We start from the raw sequence: 15,497 nt of genomic DNA, 5'->3' as shown, positions 1-15,497 counted from the left end.
GCGGTTACCAGCGCGGCGGCTTGGTCAGCGGCGGGGCCTGGTGCTGGCGGTCGTAGGCGCGCAGTTCGTCACGGATGTGGGCAACGCGCTGGCGGCCGAGCGTGGCGCGGCTGTCGTCGAGCACCACGCCGTCCAGCAGCTCGCCCATGCGCTGCACCGTGGGCAGCATCTTTTCCCATGCATCCAGCGCAGTCAGCGGCGCCGGCAGGGTCAGGAAGAAGGCGATGGCAGGGGTTTCCATCTCGCGGATATTGGCCATGTCGAAGCTGCCCGGCTTCATGATGCTGGCCATCGAGAAGATCGGGCCGCGCTCGGGGTGGCCTTCGACCAGGCGGTGGAACACGTTCATGTGGCCGAAGACCAGACCGGTCTTCTCCGCTGCAACCACGATGTCCTCGCCACGCAGCTGCTCACCGGCACGCGCGGCCACGAACAGCGACACGATCTTGTCGAAGTCCTGGGTGGCACGCTTGCCCACGTCGCTGGCGGCCGGGGCATCGACCTCGGGCAGGCCCAGTTCCGGCTGGGTCACGCCGTCATCGGCGGGCACACCGGCGTCAGCGCCTGCAGGGTCACCTTCGCCCAGCACCGGCTCACGCCGCGCGCCGGCGGCCGTGTCGGTGCCTTCGATGCGGCGGCCCTGGACTTTCTTCTTCGGACGGCCAAACAGGAAGATCGCGGCGATCAACAGCAGGCCGGCGGCCAGGATGCCGATGCGGAGCATTGCCATGTCGGACATTCGAGGGGGTCTCCGGCTAAATCATTCAGGTACGCAAGGATGGCACGTCAGGCCGCGCCCGCCAATCGGGCCGCTTCCTCCAGGTCCACGCTGACCAGTCGGCTGACGCCCGGCTCGCGCATGGTGACACCGGACAACTGGTGCGCCGCCTCCATCGTGGCCTTGTTGTGGCTGACGAACAGGAACTGCACTTTTTCGCTCATCTCCTTGACCATGTTGGCCAGGCGACCGACGTTGGCTTCATCCAGCGGCGCGTCGACCTCGTCCAGCAGGCAGAACGGCGCCGGGTTGAGCTGGAAGATCGCAAATACCAGCGCCACCGCCGTCATCGCCTTCTCGCCGCCGGACAGCAGCGAGATGCTGGACACGCGCTTGCCCGGCGGGCGGGCCATGATCGTCACGCCCGTGTCGAGAAGGTCTTCACCGGTCAGTTCGAGGTAGGCATGCCCGCCACCGAACAGGCGCGGGTACAGCTGCTGCACACCGGCATTGACCCGGTCGAAGGTGTCCTTGAAGCGGCCGCGGGTTTCGCGGTCGATCTTGCGGATCGCCTCTTCCAGGGTTTCCAGTGCGGTGGTCAGATCGGTGTTCTGTGCGTCCAGGTACTCCGAGCGCTGCGATGCCTCGCCGTACTCCTGGATCGCGGCAAGATTGACCGGCTCCAAACGGCGCATGCGGCCATCGATCTGGTGCACGGCCTGCTCCCAGTCGCTGGTGCGCGCCTCCTCGGGCAGGCTGTTGATCACGTCCTGCAGCACGAAGCCGGCCTTCTCGACCGAAGCCGACAACTGCTCGGCGCTCAGCACCAGCGCCTGCTGGTCGAGCTTGCGCTGGGAGATGCGTTCGCGCTGCGCCAGCGCCTGCTCATCGCGCTGATGACGGGTCTGCTCGAAATTGCGCAGCTCCGCATCGATGCCTTCCAGCATCGTACGCGCCTCGCCCAGCACGCGATCGGCACGCACGCGCTCGCCCAGCGCATTCTGGTGCTCGGCCTCCAGCGCCTGCACCGGGGAGTCACCCTCGTCGAGCTGCGAATGCAGTTCACCCAGGCGTGTGTCCAGCTGGCCTCGCTGGCTGCTCATGCGCTCCAGCGCCTGGCTCAGCGAGGTGATCTGGGCGCGCTGGGATTCCAGCGTCAGCGCCAGCGAATGCGCGCTCTCACGGACGTTGCGCGCGGCTTCGCGGGCAAGGTCGCGGGCGTCGGTGAGCTGGCGGCGCTCGCCCTCCAGCGCCGCGCGTACCGATTCCAGATCGCCCATGCTGGTGACCGCGTCGTCGAGCCGGGCACGCGCTTCGCGCACCTGTTCGCGGCTGGCATCCAGGGTCTCAAGCAACTGCGACAGTTCGCCTTCGATGCGGTCGATACGGGTACGTGCCGCCTCCACCTTGCCCTGCTGGCTCTGCAGCTGGCCGCCCAGCTCGGACACGCTGCGATGCGCCTGATACAACTGGCGCTGCGCCTCTTCGCGGTGCTGCTCGCCGGCCAGCAGCTGGTCGCGGAACCCCGCCAGGCGCTGCTCCAGCTCGGCTTCGCGCGCCTGCAGGGTGTCGATCTGCTCGCGCAGGGTCACAATCTCGCGTTCGCGCAGCAGCGCGCCCTGCTTGGCGGCGCCGGAGCGCGAGACCCGCACCCAGCCGTCGCCGAGGCGCTCGCCACTGCGGGTGATCACCGAATCGCCCTCGCCCAGCGTGGCCTGCAGGGCACGTGCCGCCGACAGATCCTCGGCCGCGTGCAGGCGGGCGAGCAGGCGACGGATCGCGGTGGGCCCCTGGACCTTGGCAGCCAGCGAGGTCGGCGCGACCTGCAACGCCTCCTGCGAGGCCGACACCAGGGCAAGACGGCCATCGCCGAGTTCGCCCAGCGCGTCGACGAGCGCTTCGGGGTTCTCGACCAGGACGCCCTCGATCAGCTGGCCAAGCGCGCTCTCCACCGCGTTTTCCCAACCGCTCTCCACGGTGAGGCGTTCGCCCACGCGGGCCGCCGAATCCAGCCGCTGCGCGGTAAGCCACGCGACGGCCGCACCCTGCTCCTGGCCAAGCGCGGCCTGCTGCAGGGTTTCCAGCGATGACAGGCGACCGCGCGCGGCCTGCGCCTGCTTCCGGATCTCGGCCAGTTCGGTCTGCCCGCTGCGCTGGCGGTCCTGCAGGCCGTCAACGACCTGCTTGCGCGCTTCAACCTGCTCAGTGAGGCCGTCGAGCGCCGCCTTCTGGGTCTCGTGCCGGAGCTGCAGGTCCTCGAAGGCCGCGGTCAGCGCGTCCAGGTCGAGGCTGCCGCGTTCGCTGGTCAGGGCTTCGCGGCGGCGGTCGGCCTCAAGGACCTGACGGTCGAGGTAGTCCACCCGCGTGCGTTCCACTTCGCCGGCGCGCGACGCTTCGGAGGTGTTGCGGGTATGCGCTTCCCAGCGCTGCTGCCAGTCGGCCAGACGGGCCTCGGCCTCGCGCAGGGCTTCCTGCTTGATCTCGTTCTCTTCGCGCAGGTGCTCCAGGCGCGGCTCGGCCTCGTCCACGGCCTCGCGCAGCACGAGCAGCTTGGCTTCGTCGCCGCTGATGTGCTGGCCCAGTTCGGCCAGCGCCTGCTGCGCTTCATCGCGCGCCTTGTTCAGCCGCTGCGACAGTTCGCGCTGGTGCTGGATCTGCTGCTCGAGGCGGGCCAGTGTGCTGCCCACCTGGTAGACCTCGGCCTGCGCGGTGCTGAGGGCGTCAGCCGCCTCTTCCCGGCGCACGCGGCTGGTTTCGATGCGGGCCTCCGCATCGCGCTGCTCGGCAATGAACTGCTGCAGCCGCGTTTCTTCTTTGGACAGTGCATCGCGCAGGCTGCCGAGGCGACTCTCCAGGCCACGGTACTCCAGCGCCTTCCACTCGGCATCCTTGACCTTGCGCTCTTCCTGCAGCGCCTGGTACTGCTCGGCCTGGCGGGCCTGGCGTTTGAGGTGCTCGAGCTGCTTGCCGATTTCCTCGCGCAGATCGTTGAGGCGGTCAAGATTCTCGCGGGTGTGGCGGATGCGGGTTTCGGTTTCCTTGCGGCGCTCCTTGTACTTGGAGATGCCGGCGGCTTCTTCCAGGTACACGCGCAGATCTTCGGGCCGGGCTTCGATGATCTGGCTGATCATGCCCTGCTCGATGATCGAGTAGCTGCGCGGGCCCAGGCCGGTGCCGAGGAACAGGTCGGTGATGTCGCGACGGCGGCACTTGGTGCCGTTGAGGTAGTAGTTGCTGCTGCCATCGCGGCTGACGGTGCGCTTGACCGAGATCTCGTTGAACGACGCGTACTCACCGGAGATGGTGTGGTCGGTGTTGTCGAAGATCAGCTCGACGGTGGCCTGCGAGACGGGCTTGCGCGCCGAGGACCCGGAGAAGATCACGTCCGTCAGCGAATCGCCACGCAGGCGGCTGGCCGAGCTTTCGCCCATGACCCAGCGCACGGCGTCGATGATGTTGGATTTGCCACAGCCATTGGGGCCCACCACGCCGGTCATATTGGTCGGCAGGTGCAGCGTGGTCGGATCGACGAAGGACTTGAAGCCGGAGAGCTTGATCGTGGACAGACGCATGGCGTGGTTGGTTTCCGGGCAAGGGGCGGATGCGACCCGTGCCGTGGTGGATGTTGGAGCAGAATCCACCCTCAAGCCATTGATGTTGCAGGGATTCAATGGTCCCGAGGGCGACGCGATAGCCTGAGTATAACGGGGCGGCTGTTCCACGGGCGGGAGGGCCCCTTCTCCCCCGTGACGTGCAGACCCCAAAAACAAAAACGGGCGCCCTTGCGGGCACCCGTTTCAGCGACTCCAGCCTTGCGGCAGGGATCAGGCTTCGGCTTCCACCACCACCTTGACGGTGGTTTCGACGTCGGCGTGCAGGTGAATGGTCACCTCGTACTCGCCCACGTTGCGGAAGGCGCCTTCGCCCAGGATGACTTCGCTCTTTTCCAGCGCCAGGCCGTTCTTGGTGAAGGCTTCGGCGATGTCGCGCGGGCCGACCGAGCCGTACAGCTTGCCTTCGGTCGATGCGTTGGCGGCGATGGTGACGCTTGCGCCTTCCAGCTTGGCCTTGCGGGCTTCGGCGTCGGCGTGGATCGACTGGGCCTTGGCTTCGTAATCAGCGCGCTTGGCTTCGAACTCGGCCACGTTGGCCGGGGTCGCCGGAACGGCCTTGCCGGTCGGGACGAGGAAGTTGCGGCCGTAGCCCGGCTTCACGTCGACCAGATCGCCCAGACCGCCGAGGTTGGTGACCTTCTGGAGAAGAATCAGCTTCATGGTGTAGCTCCAAATATGTATTCGTTAGCGAGGCGTGGCCCCGCAGCGATGGCTGTCCGAATATCCGAACGGTGGACCGGAAACCGCCCGCGGCCTTGCGGCGCGGGCGGAAGGTCCACGAAAGCGGCGACCCGGGGGCCGCCCGCCTTCATCAGACGTCGTGGTTGTCGGTGTACGGGATCAGGGCCAGGAAACGGGCGCGCTTGACGGCCGTTGCCAGCTGGCGCTGGTACTTCGACTTGGTACCGGTGACGCGGCTCGGCACGATCTTGCCGTTCTCGGTCAGGTACTGGCGCAGGGTGTTGAGATCCTTGTAGTCGATCTCCTTGACACCTTCGGCCGTGAACTTGCAGAACTTGCGGCGACGGAAGAACTTGGACATGTCAGTGCTCCTTAAGCGGCCGAAGCGGCGTCTTCGCCGGCTTCGTTGTCAGCGGCGGGGGTGGTTTCACCTTCTTCGTCGTCACGACGACGACGCTCGCCACGCTCGGGCTTGTCGCCCTTCTCGTCCTTGCTCTTCATGATCAGCGACTGCTCGGTGTCAGCTTCGTCACGCTTGATGACGAGGTTGCGCAGCACGGCGTCGTTGAAGCGGAAGCTTTCCACCAGCTCGCTCAGCACGGCCTGGTCGGCTTCGATGTTGAGCATGACGTAGTGGGCCTTCACCAGGTTCTGGATCGGGTAGGCCAGCTGACGACGGCCCCAGTCTTCCAGACGGTGGATGGTGCCGTTGCCGTTCTCGACCAGCGACTTGTAGCGCTCGATCATGGCCGGGACCTGTTCGCTCTGGTCCGGATGGACCAGGAACACGATTTCGTAATGACGACTCATGTTTTTCTACCTTTCGGATGTGGCCCCCGAGGGGCCGGACAGCCCCCCGCGGATGAATGCGGTGGGGCAAGGGTTCCTACGCAGATCGCAGGAAGCCGCCGATTATGCCCGGATGCCCGTTCCCGGGCAAGTTCTACCCGGTTGCCGGGCGTAGTGTCCGGTCGCCCGTTCATGCGCCTGAATGGCCAGGATCGTCTAGAGTTGGGCTTCCGCCGGCCCGACCGGCCTGATGTGTACCGTGACCGGATGCTGCTTCGGCCCCTGCTGCCCGATGGCGTTCTGCTGGCCAGTATGCCGCCCGCGTTGGCCGATCCCGGCCAACTCCTGCCGCCGGAGCGGGCCCAGGTGGCCCATGCCGTGGAGAAGCGCCAGCGCGAGTACGCGGCGGGTCGCCAGCTGTTCCGGCACCTGCTTGCCGACCGTGCCGAAGCCGCCGCACCGCTGGTCAACGACGCGGACCGGGTACCGGTCTGGCCGGACGGCATCGTGGGTGCCATCACCCATTGCGACACCCTCTGCGCGGTCGCGCTGGCCCGCAGCGCCGATACCGTCGGGTTGGGCATCGATGTCGAACCGGCCCGCCCGCTACCTGCGGACATCCACCGTCTTGTGCTGCGTGAGGCCGAATACGCGGCACTGGGCAAGCTGCCGACCGCCTGGCACGCGCTCGGCGCCACCCTGACCTTCTGCGCCAAGGAAGCGCTGTACAAGGCGCTGTACCCGACCACCCGGGAGTTCCTGGATTTCCAGCAGGTGGAGCTGCGCTGGCAAGGGGACCGCTTCAGCGCCCAGGTCGTCCCGGCCACCCACCCTGCCTACACATCGCAGCCGCTGGAAGGCCGCGTCGCCTGCGACGGCAACCATGTCGCCGCCGCAGTGCTGCTGGCGCGGCTACCCTGAGCGGCGGCACGTCGCCCCAGCTCCGCGCCGGCCGCGTCAGCGCCTGGACACCGCCAGCGCCCGCGCCTGCTCCACCATCGCCTCCTGCCCGGCACCGGACGCCGTCAGCAGATGCTCGGGCTGCACGCCGCCCACGCGGCGGTCGCCACTGGGGCGGAACAGCAGCCGGGTCGGCGCGAAGGCCCGGATGCGGGTGTTGGGCAGATCGAAGAAGTAGATCTGGCCGGTCTGGTTGGCAAAACCGGCCGTCGGCTCACCGACCAGCGTACCGACCGCGCAGTCCTGCACTGCCGTCGCCATGACGATGCCGGCCGAGTAGGTGTACGGCCCGATCAGGAGGTAGACCTTGCCGGGGAACCGCTTCGTCTCCTTGGCCGGCGTCACCGTCGAATCGTAATCCACGTTGACCAGCTCGCCGGCCTTGCCCTTGGCGAACCAGCCACCGGCACTGGTGTCGTTGATCTTTTCGGTGATCCCGGACACCAGGCGGCACTCCTGCGCCGACAACCGCGACAGCAGCGTCTCGACGTTGTCGGTGGAGCCGCCCGGATTGTTGCGGATGTCCACCAGCAGATCTTTGACGCCGTCCTTGCGCGCGGTGGCAATGGCGTCATCGATGCTGCTGCGGAAGTCGCCCTGGTCGCCGCCGAAATAGGACACTTCGAGGTAGCCCACGTCCTGCTCGAGGGTCCGATAGGCCACGTTGCTGCCCCCGGCATCCTCCTGTTTCTCCACGCCCGCCTCGAACGCGGTGGCCGACAGTGCGGGGACCTGGGTCTCGACCTCACCGGTGGCCGACTGGTAACGCACGGTTGCCGGACCATCGACGTCGTAGTAGTGCCAGAGCAGCGTCGAGAACTCGCGCGCGGCGATCTGCTCGCGCAGCAGCTGGCTTTCACCGCGCGTATAGCGCGCCATCGTCGCGAGCATCTCCTGCGCCGGAACCCCGTTGATGGCCAGCAGGCGGGTGCCCGCCGCCAGCGGCGTGGTTGGCGAGAAATCGTGTTTGACGTACAGCGCCCCATCGCGGCTGGTCACCGTCATCGGAAATACGGTGCCACCGCCCGCGCTGAAACGGTTGAATTCCGGGTAGGGATAGAACACTCCGGCGTGGCCGTCACGGAAGGCCTCTGTCGCTGTGCCGACCAGCCGCTGGAACGCGCGACGGTCCATGCCCTCGCGCACCTGGCCACGCAACGCAAGGCGCAGCGTCTCGCGCTCGGCCGATGGCAGCCGTGCGTCCAGGTCGGGATGCAGTTCGGCCACGCGCTTGAAAAGGTAATCGACATCCTGCTGCAGCTGCGGTGCGGTGAAGGTCGCATCCATCAACGCGGGGTCGTCCAGATCGGCGTACACCTTCTGATGGTCTCCATGACAGGCCGTGGCAGACAGCATCATCGCGACACTGGCGCATCTCGCAAAACGTTTCAGCATTTCAACACCCCACGTTCGTTGCCGCCCCGGCAACCCGGGCCGGTGGCGGGGCGACCCTGTCGCCCCGCCCCTCTGCATCACTCGTAGCGCAGCGAGTTGACCGGCCGTGCCTTGGCCGCCGCATACGCCTGCGTGAACACGGTCAGCCAGGCCACCGTGAAGGTCACCAGCGCCGCGATGGCGAAGAACACCACATTCATGTCGATGCGGTATTCGAAGCCGTTGAGCCAGTCCCGCATGACCATGTAGGCGATCGGCCAGCCGATCACGTTGGCCAGCAGCACCAGCCAGCTGTACTCCTTGATGAACAGCATCACGATGCTGACATTGCTGGCGCCCAGCACCTTGCGGATACCGATTTCCTTGGTCCGCCGCTCGGTGGAATAGGACACCAGCCCGTACAGACCGAACACCGCGATCACGATGGTCAGGCCCGCCAGCCAGGTGAATACCTTGGCCTGGCGCTTCTCAAGGTGGTACATGGCGTCGAAGCGCACATCGAGGAACTGCGCCTCCATCGGCTCACCGGCAGCGAAGCGGTCCCACACCGTATTGATGTGCTTGAGCGCGCCATCGATGTTGGCTGCATCCACCTTGATGGACACCTTGCGGAAGGTGTCCGGCGAGACCACGAACACCGCCGGGCGGCTCTTCTGGCGCATCGAGGTGAAGTGCATCTCGTTGGCGACGCCGATCACGGTGGTCTTGATCAACGGCCGCTGCGGGTCCTCGCTGAGCTGGATGTCCACGGTCTTGCCGATCGCATCCTCCGGTGACCAGCCCTGCGCCTTGACGAAGGACTCGTTCACCACCAGCTTGGCCTGGGTCACCGGGTTTTCCTCGGTGGGGACGATGATGCGCTCGCCGGACCGCTCGCGGGCGAACGGCCGCCCTGCCGCGAAGGCCACCTCATACGTGGAGAAGAAGTCCTCCTCGACGGACAGGTAGTAGTACATCGCGTACTCGGCCCCGTCGATCTGCAGCGCCATCATGTCGCCGAGGTGCTCGGTCGGGATGCGGCTGGAACCGGCCACCGACCGCACCGACGGGTCGGACAGCAACTGCTGCCGGAACGCGTCGTACTGGCCCGCAACCCGCGCCGGCAGGGTCAGCGTGACCACCTGCTCCTTGTTGTAGCCAAGGCGTTCGGCTTCGGCAAAGCGCATCTGCGCGAGCACCACCACGGTAGCCACCACCAGCACCGCCGACACGCAGAACTGGAAGGTCACCAGCGACTTGCGGAACAGCGCGCCGGCGCGGCCGCGGGTGACATCGCCCTTGAGCACCTTGGCCGGCTCGAAGGCGGACAGGTACAACGCGGGGTAGCTGCCCGACAACAGCGCCACGATCACGGCCACCAGCAGCAGCCCGCCCAGCAGCAGCGGATCGCTGAACAGGGTGAAGTGCAGATCGCGCCCCAGCACACCGCCAAAGGACGGAATCAACACCATCGCCAGCAGCGCCGAGATCACGAAGGCGACCAGGGTCAAGGCCATCGCCTCGATCATGAACTGCGCCACCAGCTGGCCCCGCGTGGCGCCGAGCACCTTGCGGATGCCCACTTCCTTGGCACGGCGGCTGGAACGGGCGGTGGCCAGGTTCATGAAGTTGACCGCCGCCACCAACAGCATGACCAGCGCAATGGCGACATACACGTAGACCGTGTTGATGTCCCCGTTGATCTTCATCTCGTTGTCCGACGGCGGCGCACGCAGATGGATGTCATCCACGCGGACCAGCAGCGGGGTGAGCACCTCATGCACGTCCTGGAAGCGCTTGAACAGCACCTGCAGATCGGACATCACCTGTTCACGGCTGCGCCCTTCCTCGACCCGGATGTACGTGTAGGCCCGTGCATCGGCCAGCGTGTCCAGGATCTTGGCCGTGTACAGCGTCTTCAGCGTATCGATGGAGACCAGCAGGCGATAGTTGAGGTGGGTGGTGGCCGGCAGATTCTCGACGACGGCCGACACGACCACGTCCACCTTGTTGGTGCCTTCCAGGGTCAGGCGCTTGCCCACGGCGTCGGCCGTACCGAAGTACTTCTCGGCCGCTTCACGGGTCAGTACCACCTTGCCGGGCTGATCGAGTGCCGTGGTGGCGCTCCCTTCGATGAACTCGGCCGGGAACATCGAGAACACATTGGGATCGGCGAAGTACACATCGTCCTGGTTGAAGACCGCCTCGTCGCGGATCACCCGGAACTGATTGCCCTGCAGGGAGTACATGCGGACCACCGCCTCGATACCGGCGACGTTGTCCTTCACGTAGGGCGCGGCGGCAGGGGCCAGCTTGGCGGTGGTCACATGGACCCCGTTCTCCAGCACCTGGAAGCCGACGCGGTAGGTGCGCTCGTAGTGCGGAATGCTCCGGTCGTAGCTCAGCTCATGGCGGACGAACGTCGCCACCAGCATGGCGCAGGTCAGCCCCACCACCAGTCCGGCGAGGATGATGCCGGTGTACAGCTTGTTGTGCGTGATGTTGCGCCAGGCGATCAGCAGATAGTTCTTGAACATCTCATGCCTCGCTCGCTTCGGTCTGGCGGACGACCGGCGCTGCCGGGGCAGCTTCGATGCGATGGTCGCTGACCATAGTGCCGTCGACCATCTCGATCATGCGGTTGGCATAGGTGGCGTGCTCGCGCGAGTGGGTCACCATCAGGATGGTGGCGCCGTCGGCGTTGAGCGAACGCAGCAGGTTCATCACCTCTTCGCCGTTCTTGGAGTCCAGGTTGCCGGTCGGTTCGTCGGCCAGCAGCAGCTTGGGGCGGGTCACCACGGCTCGGGCAATGGCCACGCGCTGCTGCTGGCCGCCGGACAGCTGCTGCGGCATGTGGTCCTTGCGCGGCAGGATCGCCATGCGCGTCAGGGCTTCCTCGACACGCTGGCGACGCTCTGCGGCGGCCACCCCCTGGTAGACCAGCGGCAGCTCGACGTTGTCCCACACCGACAGTTCATCGATCAGGTTGAAGCTCTGGAAGATGAACCCGAGATTGGTCTTGCGCAGATTCGCCAGGCGCGCTTCGGTCATCGACATGATGTCCTCGCCCATGAACTCGAACCTGCCCGATGTGGGTCGGTCGAGCATGCCAACCGCGTTGAGCAGGGTCGACTTGCCGCAACCGGACGGCCCCATGACCGCAACGAAATCGCCCGGGGCGATGTTCAGGTCGATGCTGTTCAGCGCAGTGGTTTCGACTTCGCTGGCGATGTACTTCTTGGTTACCTGGTGAAGCTGCAACATCCTGACCCCCTCAATTGTCCGTATTGAATTCGAGCTTGGTTACGTTGACCAGGTGCCCGTAGCTGGACACCACCACCGATTCCTTCTCCTTGAGCCCCTCAAGCACTTCAAAGTGATTCACATTCTTGCGGCCCAGCTTGATCTCGCGACGCTGCGCGGTCTTTCCCGACGGATCCAGCACGAATGCCCAACTGCCGCCGGTGTCCTGGAAGAACCCCCCACGCGCCAGCATCAGGCGCTGGCTCGGCTCGCTCAGCTGCAGGTTGACCTGGAACGTCTGCCCGCGGGTCACATCCGCCGGTGGCGTTGCCTTGAAGCGGAAGTCGATCTTGACCTGCCCATCGACCACCTCGGAGTACACCTTGTCGATGATCAGATCGAACGGCTTTCCACCGATCTGGCAGCTGGCCAGCTGACCGGCCTGCAGGCGGCCGATATAGAACTCATCGACCAGCGCGGTGACCTTGATGGCCGTCAGCACATCGACCTGCCCCAGCCGCTGCCCCTTCGCCTTCGACTCGCCCACCTCGGCGGTCAGCATGGTCAGGTGGCCGGTGACCGGGGCGCGGACGGCAAGGTTCTCCAGGTTCTTGCGCGCCACCGCCAGATTGGCCTGGAGATGCTTGAGGTTGTCCTCAAGCTGGCTCATCTGCGCCTGGCGCATGCGCGTTTCCTGCTTCTGCGATTCCACAATGATTTCGCGCGACAGCGTCTGGTACTGGAACTCCTCCGCCATCCGGCGGTAGTCCTCTTCGGAGATCAGCTTCTGCAGCGACAGCTCGCGCCGTCGTTCCAGCATCGGCTTCATCTCCGCCAGCCGATAATCCGACTGTACGAGCTGCTGCTTGAGCAGCAGGCGATTCTGCTCGAATGCCAACTGGGTATTGCGCAGGTTGTTGAGCTGTTCGCTGATCTGCGCTTCGCGCGTGATCGCATCCAGCTGCAGCTGGTTGTTGGTCAGGGTCAGGATCAGATCCCCGGCCTTGACCGGGTTGCCCTCCTTGATGTGCACGGCATCCACCCGCCCGCCTTCCTCGGTATCGAGGTAGATGGTGTCCACCGGCATCACCTGGCCACGCAGTGGGAGGTACTCGGCGAACGCACCGGTCTTCACCTGGCTGATGGTCAGCTTGCCCCGGTCGACGTTGGCCGAACTGGTGCTGGCGGCCGACAGCACGCCATAGGCGATGGCGACAGCCGCCACGCCCGCCGCCGCGATGGCGATCCGGGTCTTCTTACGATTTGGCGCCTCGATCTTACGGTCCATGTCAACACACTTGTCCGAAGTACGACGTCAGGAAACGGCTTCCATTGCCTTGCGAAGCGAGAGCGGACGCATATCCGTCCAGACTTCCTTGATGTGCTCCAGGCACTCGGCCTTGGTGCCGTGCTTGCCGGCGTCGGTCCAGCCCAGCGGAATATCCTTGTGCTCGGGCCAGATGGAGTACTGCTCTTCGTGGTTCACGACCACGACGTAGGTCAGGCTGTCTTCATACTCTGTGTTCATTGCTTGCTCTCCTAGATCACAACGTCACTGTCACTTCCGGCCTATCCGTGCCGGGGGGGGTCAACCGCCTTCGTTCGCCACCACCTGCGGCTGGGCCGGGGCGGATGGCTGGCGGATGTTCGACTTGGTCAGGTGGCTGAGCTGCTGCACGCCACGATTGCGCATGGCGACCTGGGCGACCACGACGACCACCAGGCCCATCACGATGAACAGCAACGCCATGCCACGCGACGGGCCGGCACCAAGCAGCGGGGCGAGCGTGCGCGACAGTCCGCTGTCGGTGCGCATCAACGGCTCGAACACGTACTCGGCGAGGAACGGCGACAGCACCATGCCCAACGGCATGAAGAGCGTCGAAATCACCTGGCGGAAGGCGAACACCCGCCCCTGCATGTCCTCGGGAATGCTGCGCTGCCAGATCACCTGCGAGCAGGAGGTGATGATCGGCACGCAGAAGGAGAACAGGACTGCAGCCGCGCCGATCAGCCATACCGAGCCTGTCGCGCCGCAGAGGATGATCGCGCAGCCCGCCAGGAACATGAACCGGGTGACGCCGTCGATGTGCCGCTGCGGGCCGCCCCATGTCGCCATCACGATGGCGCCGGTCAATCCACCGATCCCGCCGGCGGTCATCAATAGTCCCAGCGTGGTGGCATCGGACAGGGTCAGCACCAGAGGCCGGAACAGAACCTGGACAAAGCCGATTGAGAAGCTGCTGATCGCGAAGAAGTACAGCAGTGACAGCAGTCCGGGCTGTGCGCGCAGGTAGCCCCACGCATCGACGATCTGGTTACGGATGCCCGCCAGACCCGGCCGCGCGCCAACGCCGGTGCTGGCCGGTATCGACGGGAAGCGCACCAGCAGCAGCGTGACCAGCGCGATGCCGAACGAGGCGAAGTCGATCAGCATGATGTTCTTCAGGCCGATCCACTGCATCAGCAGCGCCGCGCCCAGCGGGACCATCACCGCCGATCCGTGAATGCTCAGCTGCACCAGGCCGTTGGCCATGCCCAGCTTCTCGCGCGGCACGAACTGGACGACACAGGCCGCATACGCAAGCTGCTGGAAGGTGGTCAGCGCGCACGACAGCAGCACCGCGATGTAGATGTGCCACACCTGCAGCTGATCGTTGAGCAGCAGGGTGAACAGCACCAGCGCAACCACCATGTCGCACAGATCGGACACCAGCATCACGGTGCGCCGGTTGAACCGGTCGACGATCACGCCTGCCAGTGGCGACAGCAGCACGCCGGGAACGATCTGCAATGCGATCGAGAGGCCGAACAGCAGCGCCGATCCAGTGCGCTGGAATATCCATACACCCAGCGCGAAACTGCTCAACTGGGTACCAACGACGGAGATGGTCTGCCCCGACCATACGACCAGAAATCTTCTCAATCCTGCCGACATTCGATAGTGCCTCCTCCTGAAGCGCTACTGCGGTCAATACGGGAACTGATCTGAAGCGCTCGACGGGCCCCCAGCGTCATGCGGTTGCAGACGCCGCATCCGCACAGGCCTCTGCAACGGCGGGATGGTCGATGACCGAGAAATGATCGGCGCGGACCTGCATGACACGCGATCCCACGGGATCGACCAAACGCCCAGCCATCGTCGTCTGGAGATCCATGTCCATGGTCTCCGCCGTTCTTTCCGCGATGATGCGTAGATGGAAATCCGGTTGGATGCTTCCGTCCGTACGCTGATCCAGGACCGCCAGCAGATTGGCTGCGGCCAGTGCCCTGAATCTCCCCTTCATGGCGTCCAGAATGCCGTCGTGACTGAAGCCGATGGCTTCATCGAGTACGTCCATTACCCCCTTGTCATCAGTGATCGACTCTAGCACCCATTTCCAGGGCTGTCCATTGATCCAGTTGCTCACAAAATCACGTGTTTTCTGCCCGGCCCAGACCGTGTCGATGGTCACCAGAAGGGACGCTCTTTCCCCTTGTTTTTCCAGCTCCCGGATCATTTCGATGGCGATGAGTCCGCCTAGCGACCAGCCCATCAGACGGTAGGGTCCGTGCGGCTGGATCATGCGCATCTGCCGCACGTATTTCTGCGCCAGTACATCGATCGGAATCAGCTCGACGGGCGCGTCGCCGATATTCTCCGGGCGCTGGATCGCGTGCACGCTCAACCTGCCGTCCAGCGCGTCGGCCAATGTGCGGTAGCGCCCGATGTCGCCGGCCGCGGCGTGGATCGCGAACACCGCCGGAAGCGCCTGGGTGCGATTGAGGGGCACCACCATCGTGGACGACGCAGGGGTCTGCATCGCGCTGGCGAAGCCGCGGATCGTGGGCGCGCGATACACCAGCGACAACGGCAGGCTCACCCCAAACGCCTCGCGCACGCGCGACATCAGCTGCACCGCCAGCAGCGAGTGGCCGCCGCTGTGGAAGAAGTTGGCGGTCACCCCGATCTGCGGCTGCTCCAGCAGCTGTCCCCAGATCGCCTGCAACTGCTGCTCCAGCGGACCGTCGGCAGCGACCACTTCCTCGGCCACCGCCTCCAGCAGCGGCAGCGCCTTGCGGTCCACCTTGCCGTTGGGGGTCAGCGGCAGGGCGTCGAGCACGCACAGCCGGGCCGG

The 15,497-nt window shown here is 65.5% G+C and carries 13 protein-coding genes; 1 reads left to right on the top strand and 12 read right to left on the bottom strand.

Going from position 1 to position 15,497, the window contains the following annotated elements:
* Window positions 1-4: 4 nt before the first annotated feature.
* From zipA to rpsF, 5 genes are all read right to left on the bottom strand, one after another.
* Window positions 5-739, bottom strand: a complete 735-nt coding sequence (gene zipA / locus ACPEH8_RS16025) for a cell division protein ZipA (protein WP_136007144.1) — start codon at window positions 737-739, stop codon at window positions 5-7.
* Between the two features lie 47 nt (window positions 740-786).
* Window positions 787-4,290: a chromosome segregation protein SMC gene (gene smc / locus ACPEH8_RS16020; protein ID WP_136007142.1), complete on the bottom strand. Its 3,504-nt coding sequence runs from the start codon at window positions 4,288-4,290 to the stop codon at window positions 787-789.
* A gap of 252 nt (window positions 4,291-4,542) precedes the next feature.
* Window positions 4,543-4,992, bottom strand: a complete 450-nt coding sequence (gene rplI, locus ACPEH8_RS16015) for a 50S ribosomal protein L9 (RefSeq protein WP_017355347.1) — start codon at window positions 4,990-4,992, stop codon at window positions 4,543-4,545.
* A 151-nt stretch (window positions 4,993-5,143) separates the two neighbouring features.
* Window positions 5,144-5,374: a 30S ribosomal protein S18 gene (rpsR, locus tag ACPEH8_RS16010; protein WP_002804494.1), complete on the bottom strand. Its 231-nt coding sequence runs from the start codon at window positions 5,372-5,374 to the stop codon at window positions 5,144-5,146.
* Window positions 5,375-5,385: 11 nt separating this feature from the next.
* Complete coding sequence (gene rpsF, locus ACPEH8_RS16005) at window positions 5,386-5,823, bottom strand: 30S ribosomal protein S6 (RefSeq protein ID WP_017355346.1); 438 nt, start codon at window positions 5,821-5,823, stop codon at window positions 5,386-5,388.
* A 246-nt stretch (window positions 5,824-6,069) separates the two neighbouring features.
* On the opposite strand from rpsF, the gene ACPEH8_RS16000 reads away from it, so the two are divergent.
* Complete coding sequence (locus ACPEH8_RS16000; RefSeq protein ID WP_313160727.1) at window positions 6,070-6,723, top strand: 4'-phosphopantetheinyl transferase family protein; 654 nt, start codon at window positions 6,070-6,072, stop codon at window positions 6,721-6,723.
* Window positions 6,724-6,759: 36 nt separating this feature from the next.
* Here ACPEH8_RS16000 and ACPEH8_RS15995 read toward each other — a convergent pair whose 3' ends face one another.
* From ACPEH8_RS15995 to ACPEH8_RS15965, 7 genes are all read right to left on the bottom strand, one after another.
* Window positions 6,760-8,079 (bottom strand): S41 family peptidase, encoded by a 1,320-nt coding sequence (locus tag ACPEH8_RS15995; protein WP_192813859.1) that lies wholly within the window; start codon window positions 8,077-8,079, stop codon window positions 6,760-6,762.
* 155 nt (window positions 8,080-8,234) lie between these two features.
* Window positions 8,235-10,673 carry an ABC transporter permease gene (locus tag ACPEH8_RS15990; protein WP_017355343.1) on the bottom strand — a complete coding sequence of 813 codons (2,439 nt, stop codon included), beginning with the start codon at window positions 10,671-10,673 and terminating at the stop codon, window positions 8,235-8,237.
* A gap of 1 nt (window position 10,674) precedes the next feature.
* The gene (locus ACPEH8_RS15985) at window positions 10,675-11,400 is read right to left on the bottom strand and encodes an ABC transporter ATP-binding protein (protein ID WP_017355342.1); all 726 of its coding nucleotides are present in this window, start codon (window positions 11,398-11,400) and stop codon (window positions 10,675-10,677) included.
* 10 nt (window positions 11,401-11,410) lie between these two features.
* Window positions 11,411-12,667: an efflux RND transporter periplasmic adaptor subunit gene (locus ACPEH8_RS15980; protein WP_017355341.1), complete on the bottom strand. Its 1,257-nt coding sequence runs from the start codon at window positions 12,665-12,667 to the stop codon at window positions 11,411-11,413.
* A gap of 27 nt (window positions 12,668-12,694) precedes the next feature.
* Window positions 12,695-12,907, bottom strand: coding sequence for an MbtH family protein (locus tag ACPEH8_RS15975; RefSeq protein WP_017355340.1), 213 nt, complete (start codon window positions 12,905-12,907; stop codon window positions 12,695-12,697).
* A 60-nt stretch (window positions 12,908-12,967) separates the two neighbouring features.
* Entirely contained in the window at window positions 12,968-14,317 is a 1,350-nt protein-coding gene (locus ACPEH8_RS15970; protein WP_136007135.1) for an MFS transporter, read from the bottom strand.
* A gap of 76 nt (window positions 14,318-14,393) precedes the next feature.
* On the bottom strand, window positions 14,394-15,497 hold a 1,104-nt coding region (locus ACPEH8_RS15965), incomplete at its 5' end, for a thioesterase domain-containing protein (RefSeq protein WP_423667428.1).

The organism is Stenotrophomonas sp. NPDC077461 (genome assembly GCF_049545475.1).
GTDB lineage: Bacteria > Pseudomonadota > Gammaproteobacteria > Xanthomonadales > Xanthomonadaceae > Stenotrophomonas > Stenotrophomonas nematodicola.
The sequence above is the reverse complement of the archived record's forward strand: the minus strand, read 5'-3'. Positions and strand labels throughout refer to the sequence as shown.

What these genes read in the sequence shown, in the direction of transcription:
- rpsF (WP_017355346.1), bottom strand. Translation starts at nt 5,823, where the DNA reads ATGAGTCGTCATTACGAAATCGTGTTCCTGGTCCATCCGGACCAGAGC.
- ACPEH8_RS15985 (WP_017355342.1), bottom strand. Translation starts at nt 11,400, where the DNA reads ATGTTGCAGCTTCACCAGGTAACCAAGAAGTACATCGCCAGCGAAGTC.
- rplI (WP_017355347.1), bottom strand. Translation starts at nt 4,992, where the DNA reads ATGAAGCTGATTCTTCTCCAGAAGGTCACCAACCTCGGCGGTCTGGGC.
- ACPEH8_RS15970 (WP_136007135.1), bottom strand. Translation starts at nt 14,317, where the DNA reads ATGTCGGCAGGATTGAGAAGATTTCTGGTCGTATGGTCGGGGCAGACC.
- ACPEH8_RS15980 (WP_017355341.1), bottom strand. Translation starts at nt 12,667, where the DNA reads ATGGACCGTAAGATCGAGGCGCCAAATCGTAAGAAGACCCGGATCGCC.
- ACPEH8_RS16000 (WP_313160727.1), top strand. Translation starts at nt 6,070, where the DNA reads ATGCTGCTTCGGCCCCTGCTGCCCGATGGCGTTCTGCTGGCCAGTATG.
- rpsR (WP_002804494.1), bottom strand. Translation starts at nt 5,374, where the DNA reads ATGTCCAAGTTCTTCCGTCGCCGCAAGTTCTGCAAGTTCACGGCCGAA.
- ACPEH8_RS15990 (WP_017355343.1), bottom strand. Translation starts at nt 10,673, where the DNA reads ATGTTCAAGAACTATCTGCTGATCGCCTGGCGCAACATCACGCACAAC.
- zipA (WP_136007144.1), bottom strand. Translation starts at nt 739, where the DNA reads ATGTCCGACATGGCAATGCTCCGCATCGGCATCCTGGCCGCCGGCCTG.
- smc (WP_136007142.1), bottom strand. Translation starts at nt 4,290, where the DNA reads ATGCGTCTGTCCACGATCAAGCTCTCCGGCTTCAAGTCCTTCGTCGAT.
- ACPEH8_RS15975 (WP_017355340.1), bottom strand. Translation starts at nt 12,907, where the DNA reads ATGAACACAGAGTATGAAGACAGCCTGACCTACGTCGTGGTCGTGAAC.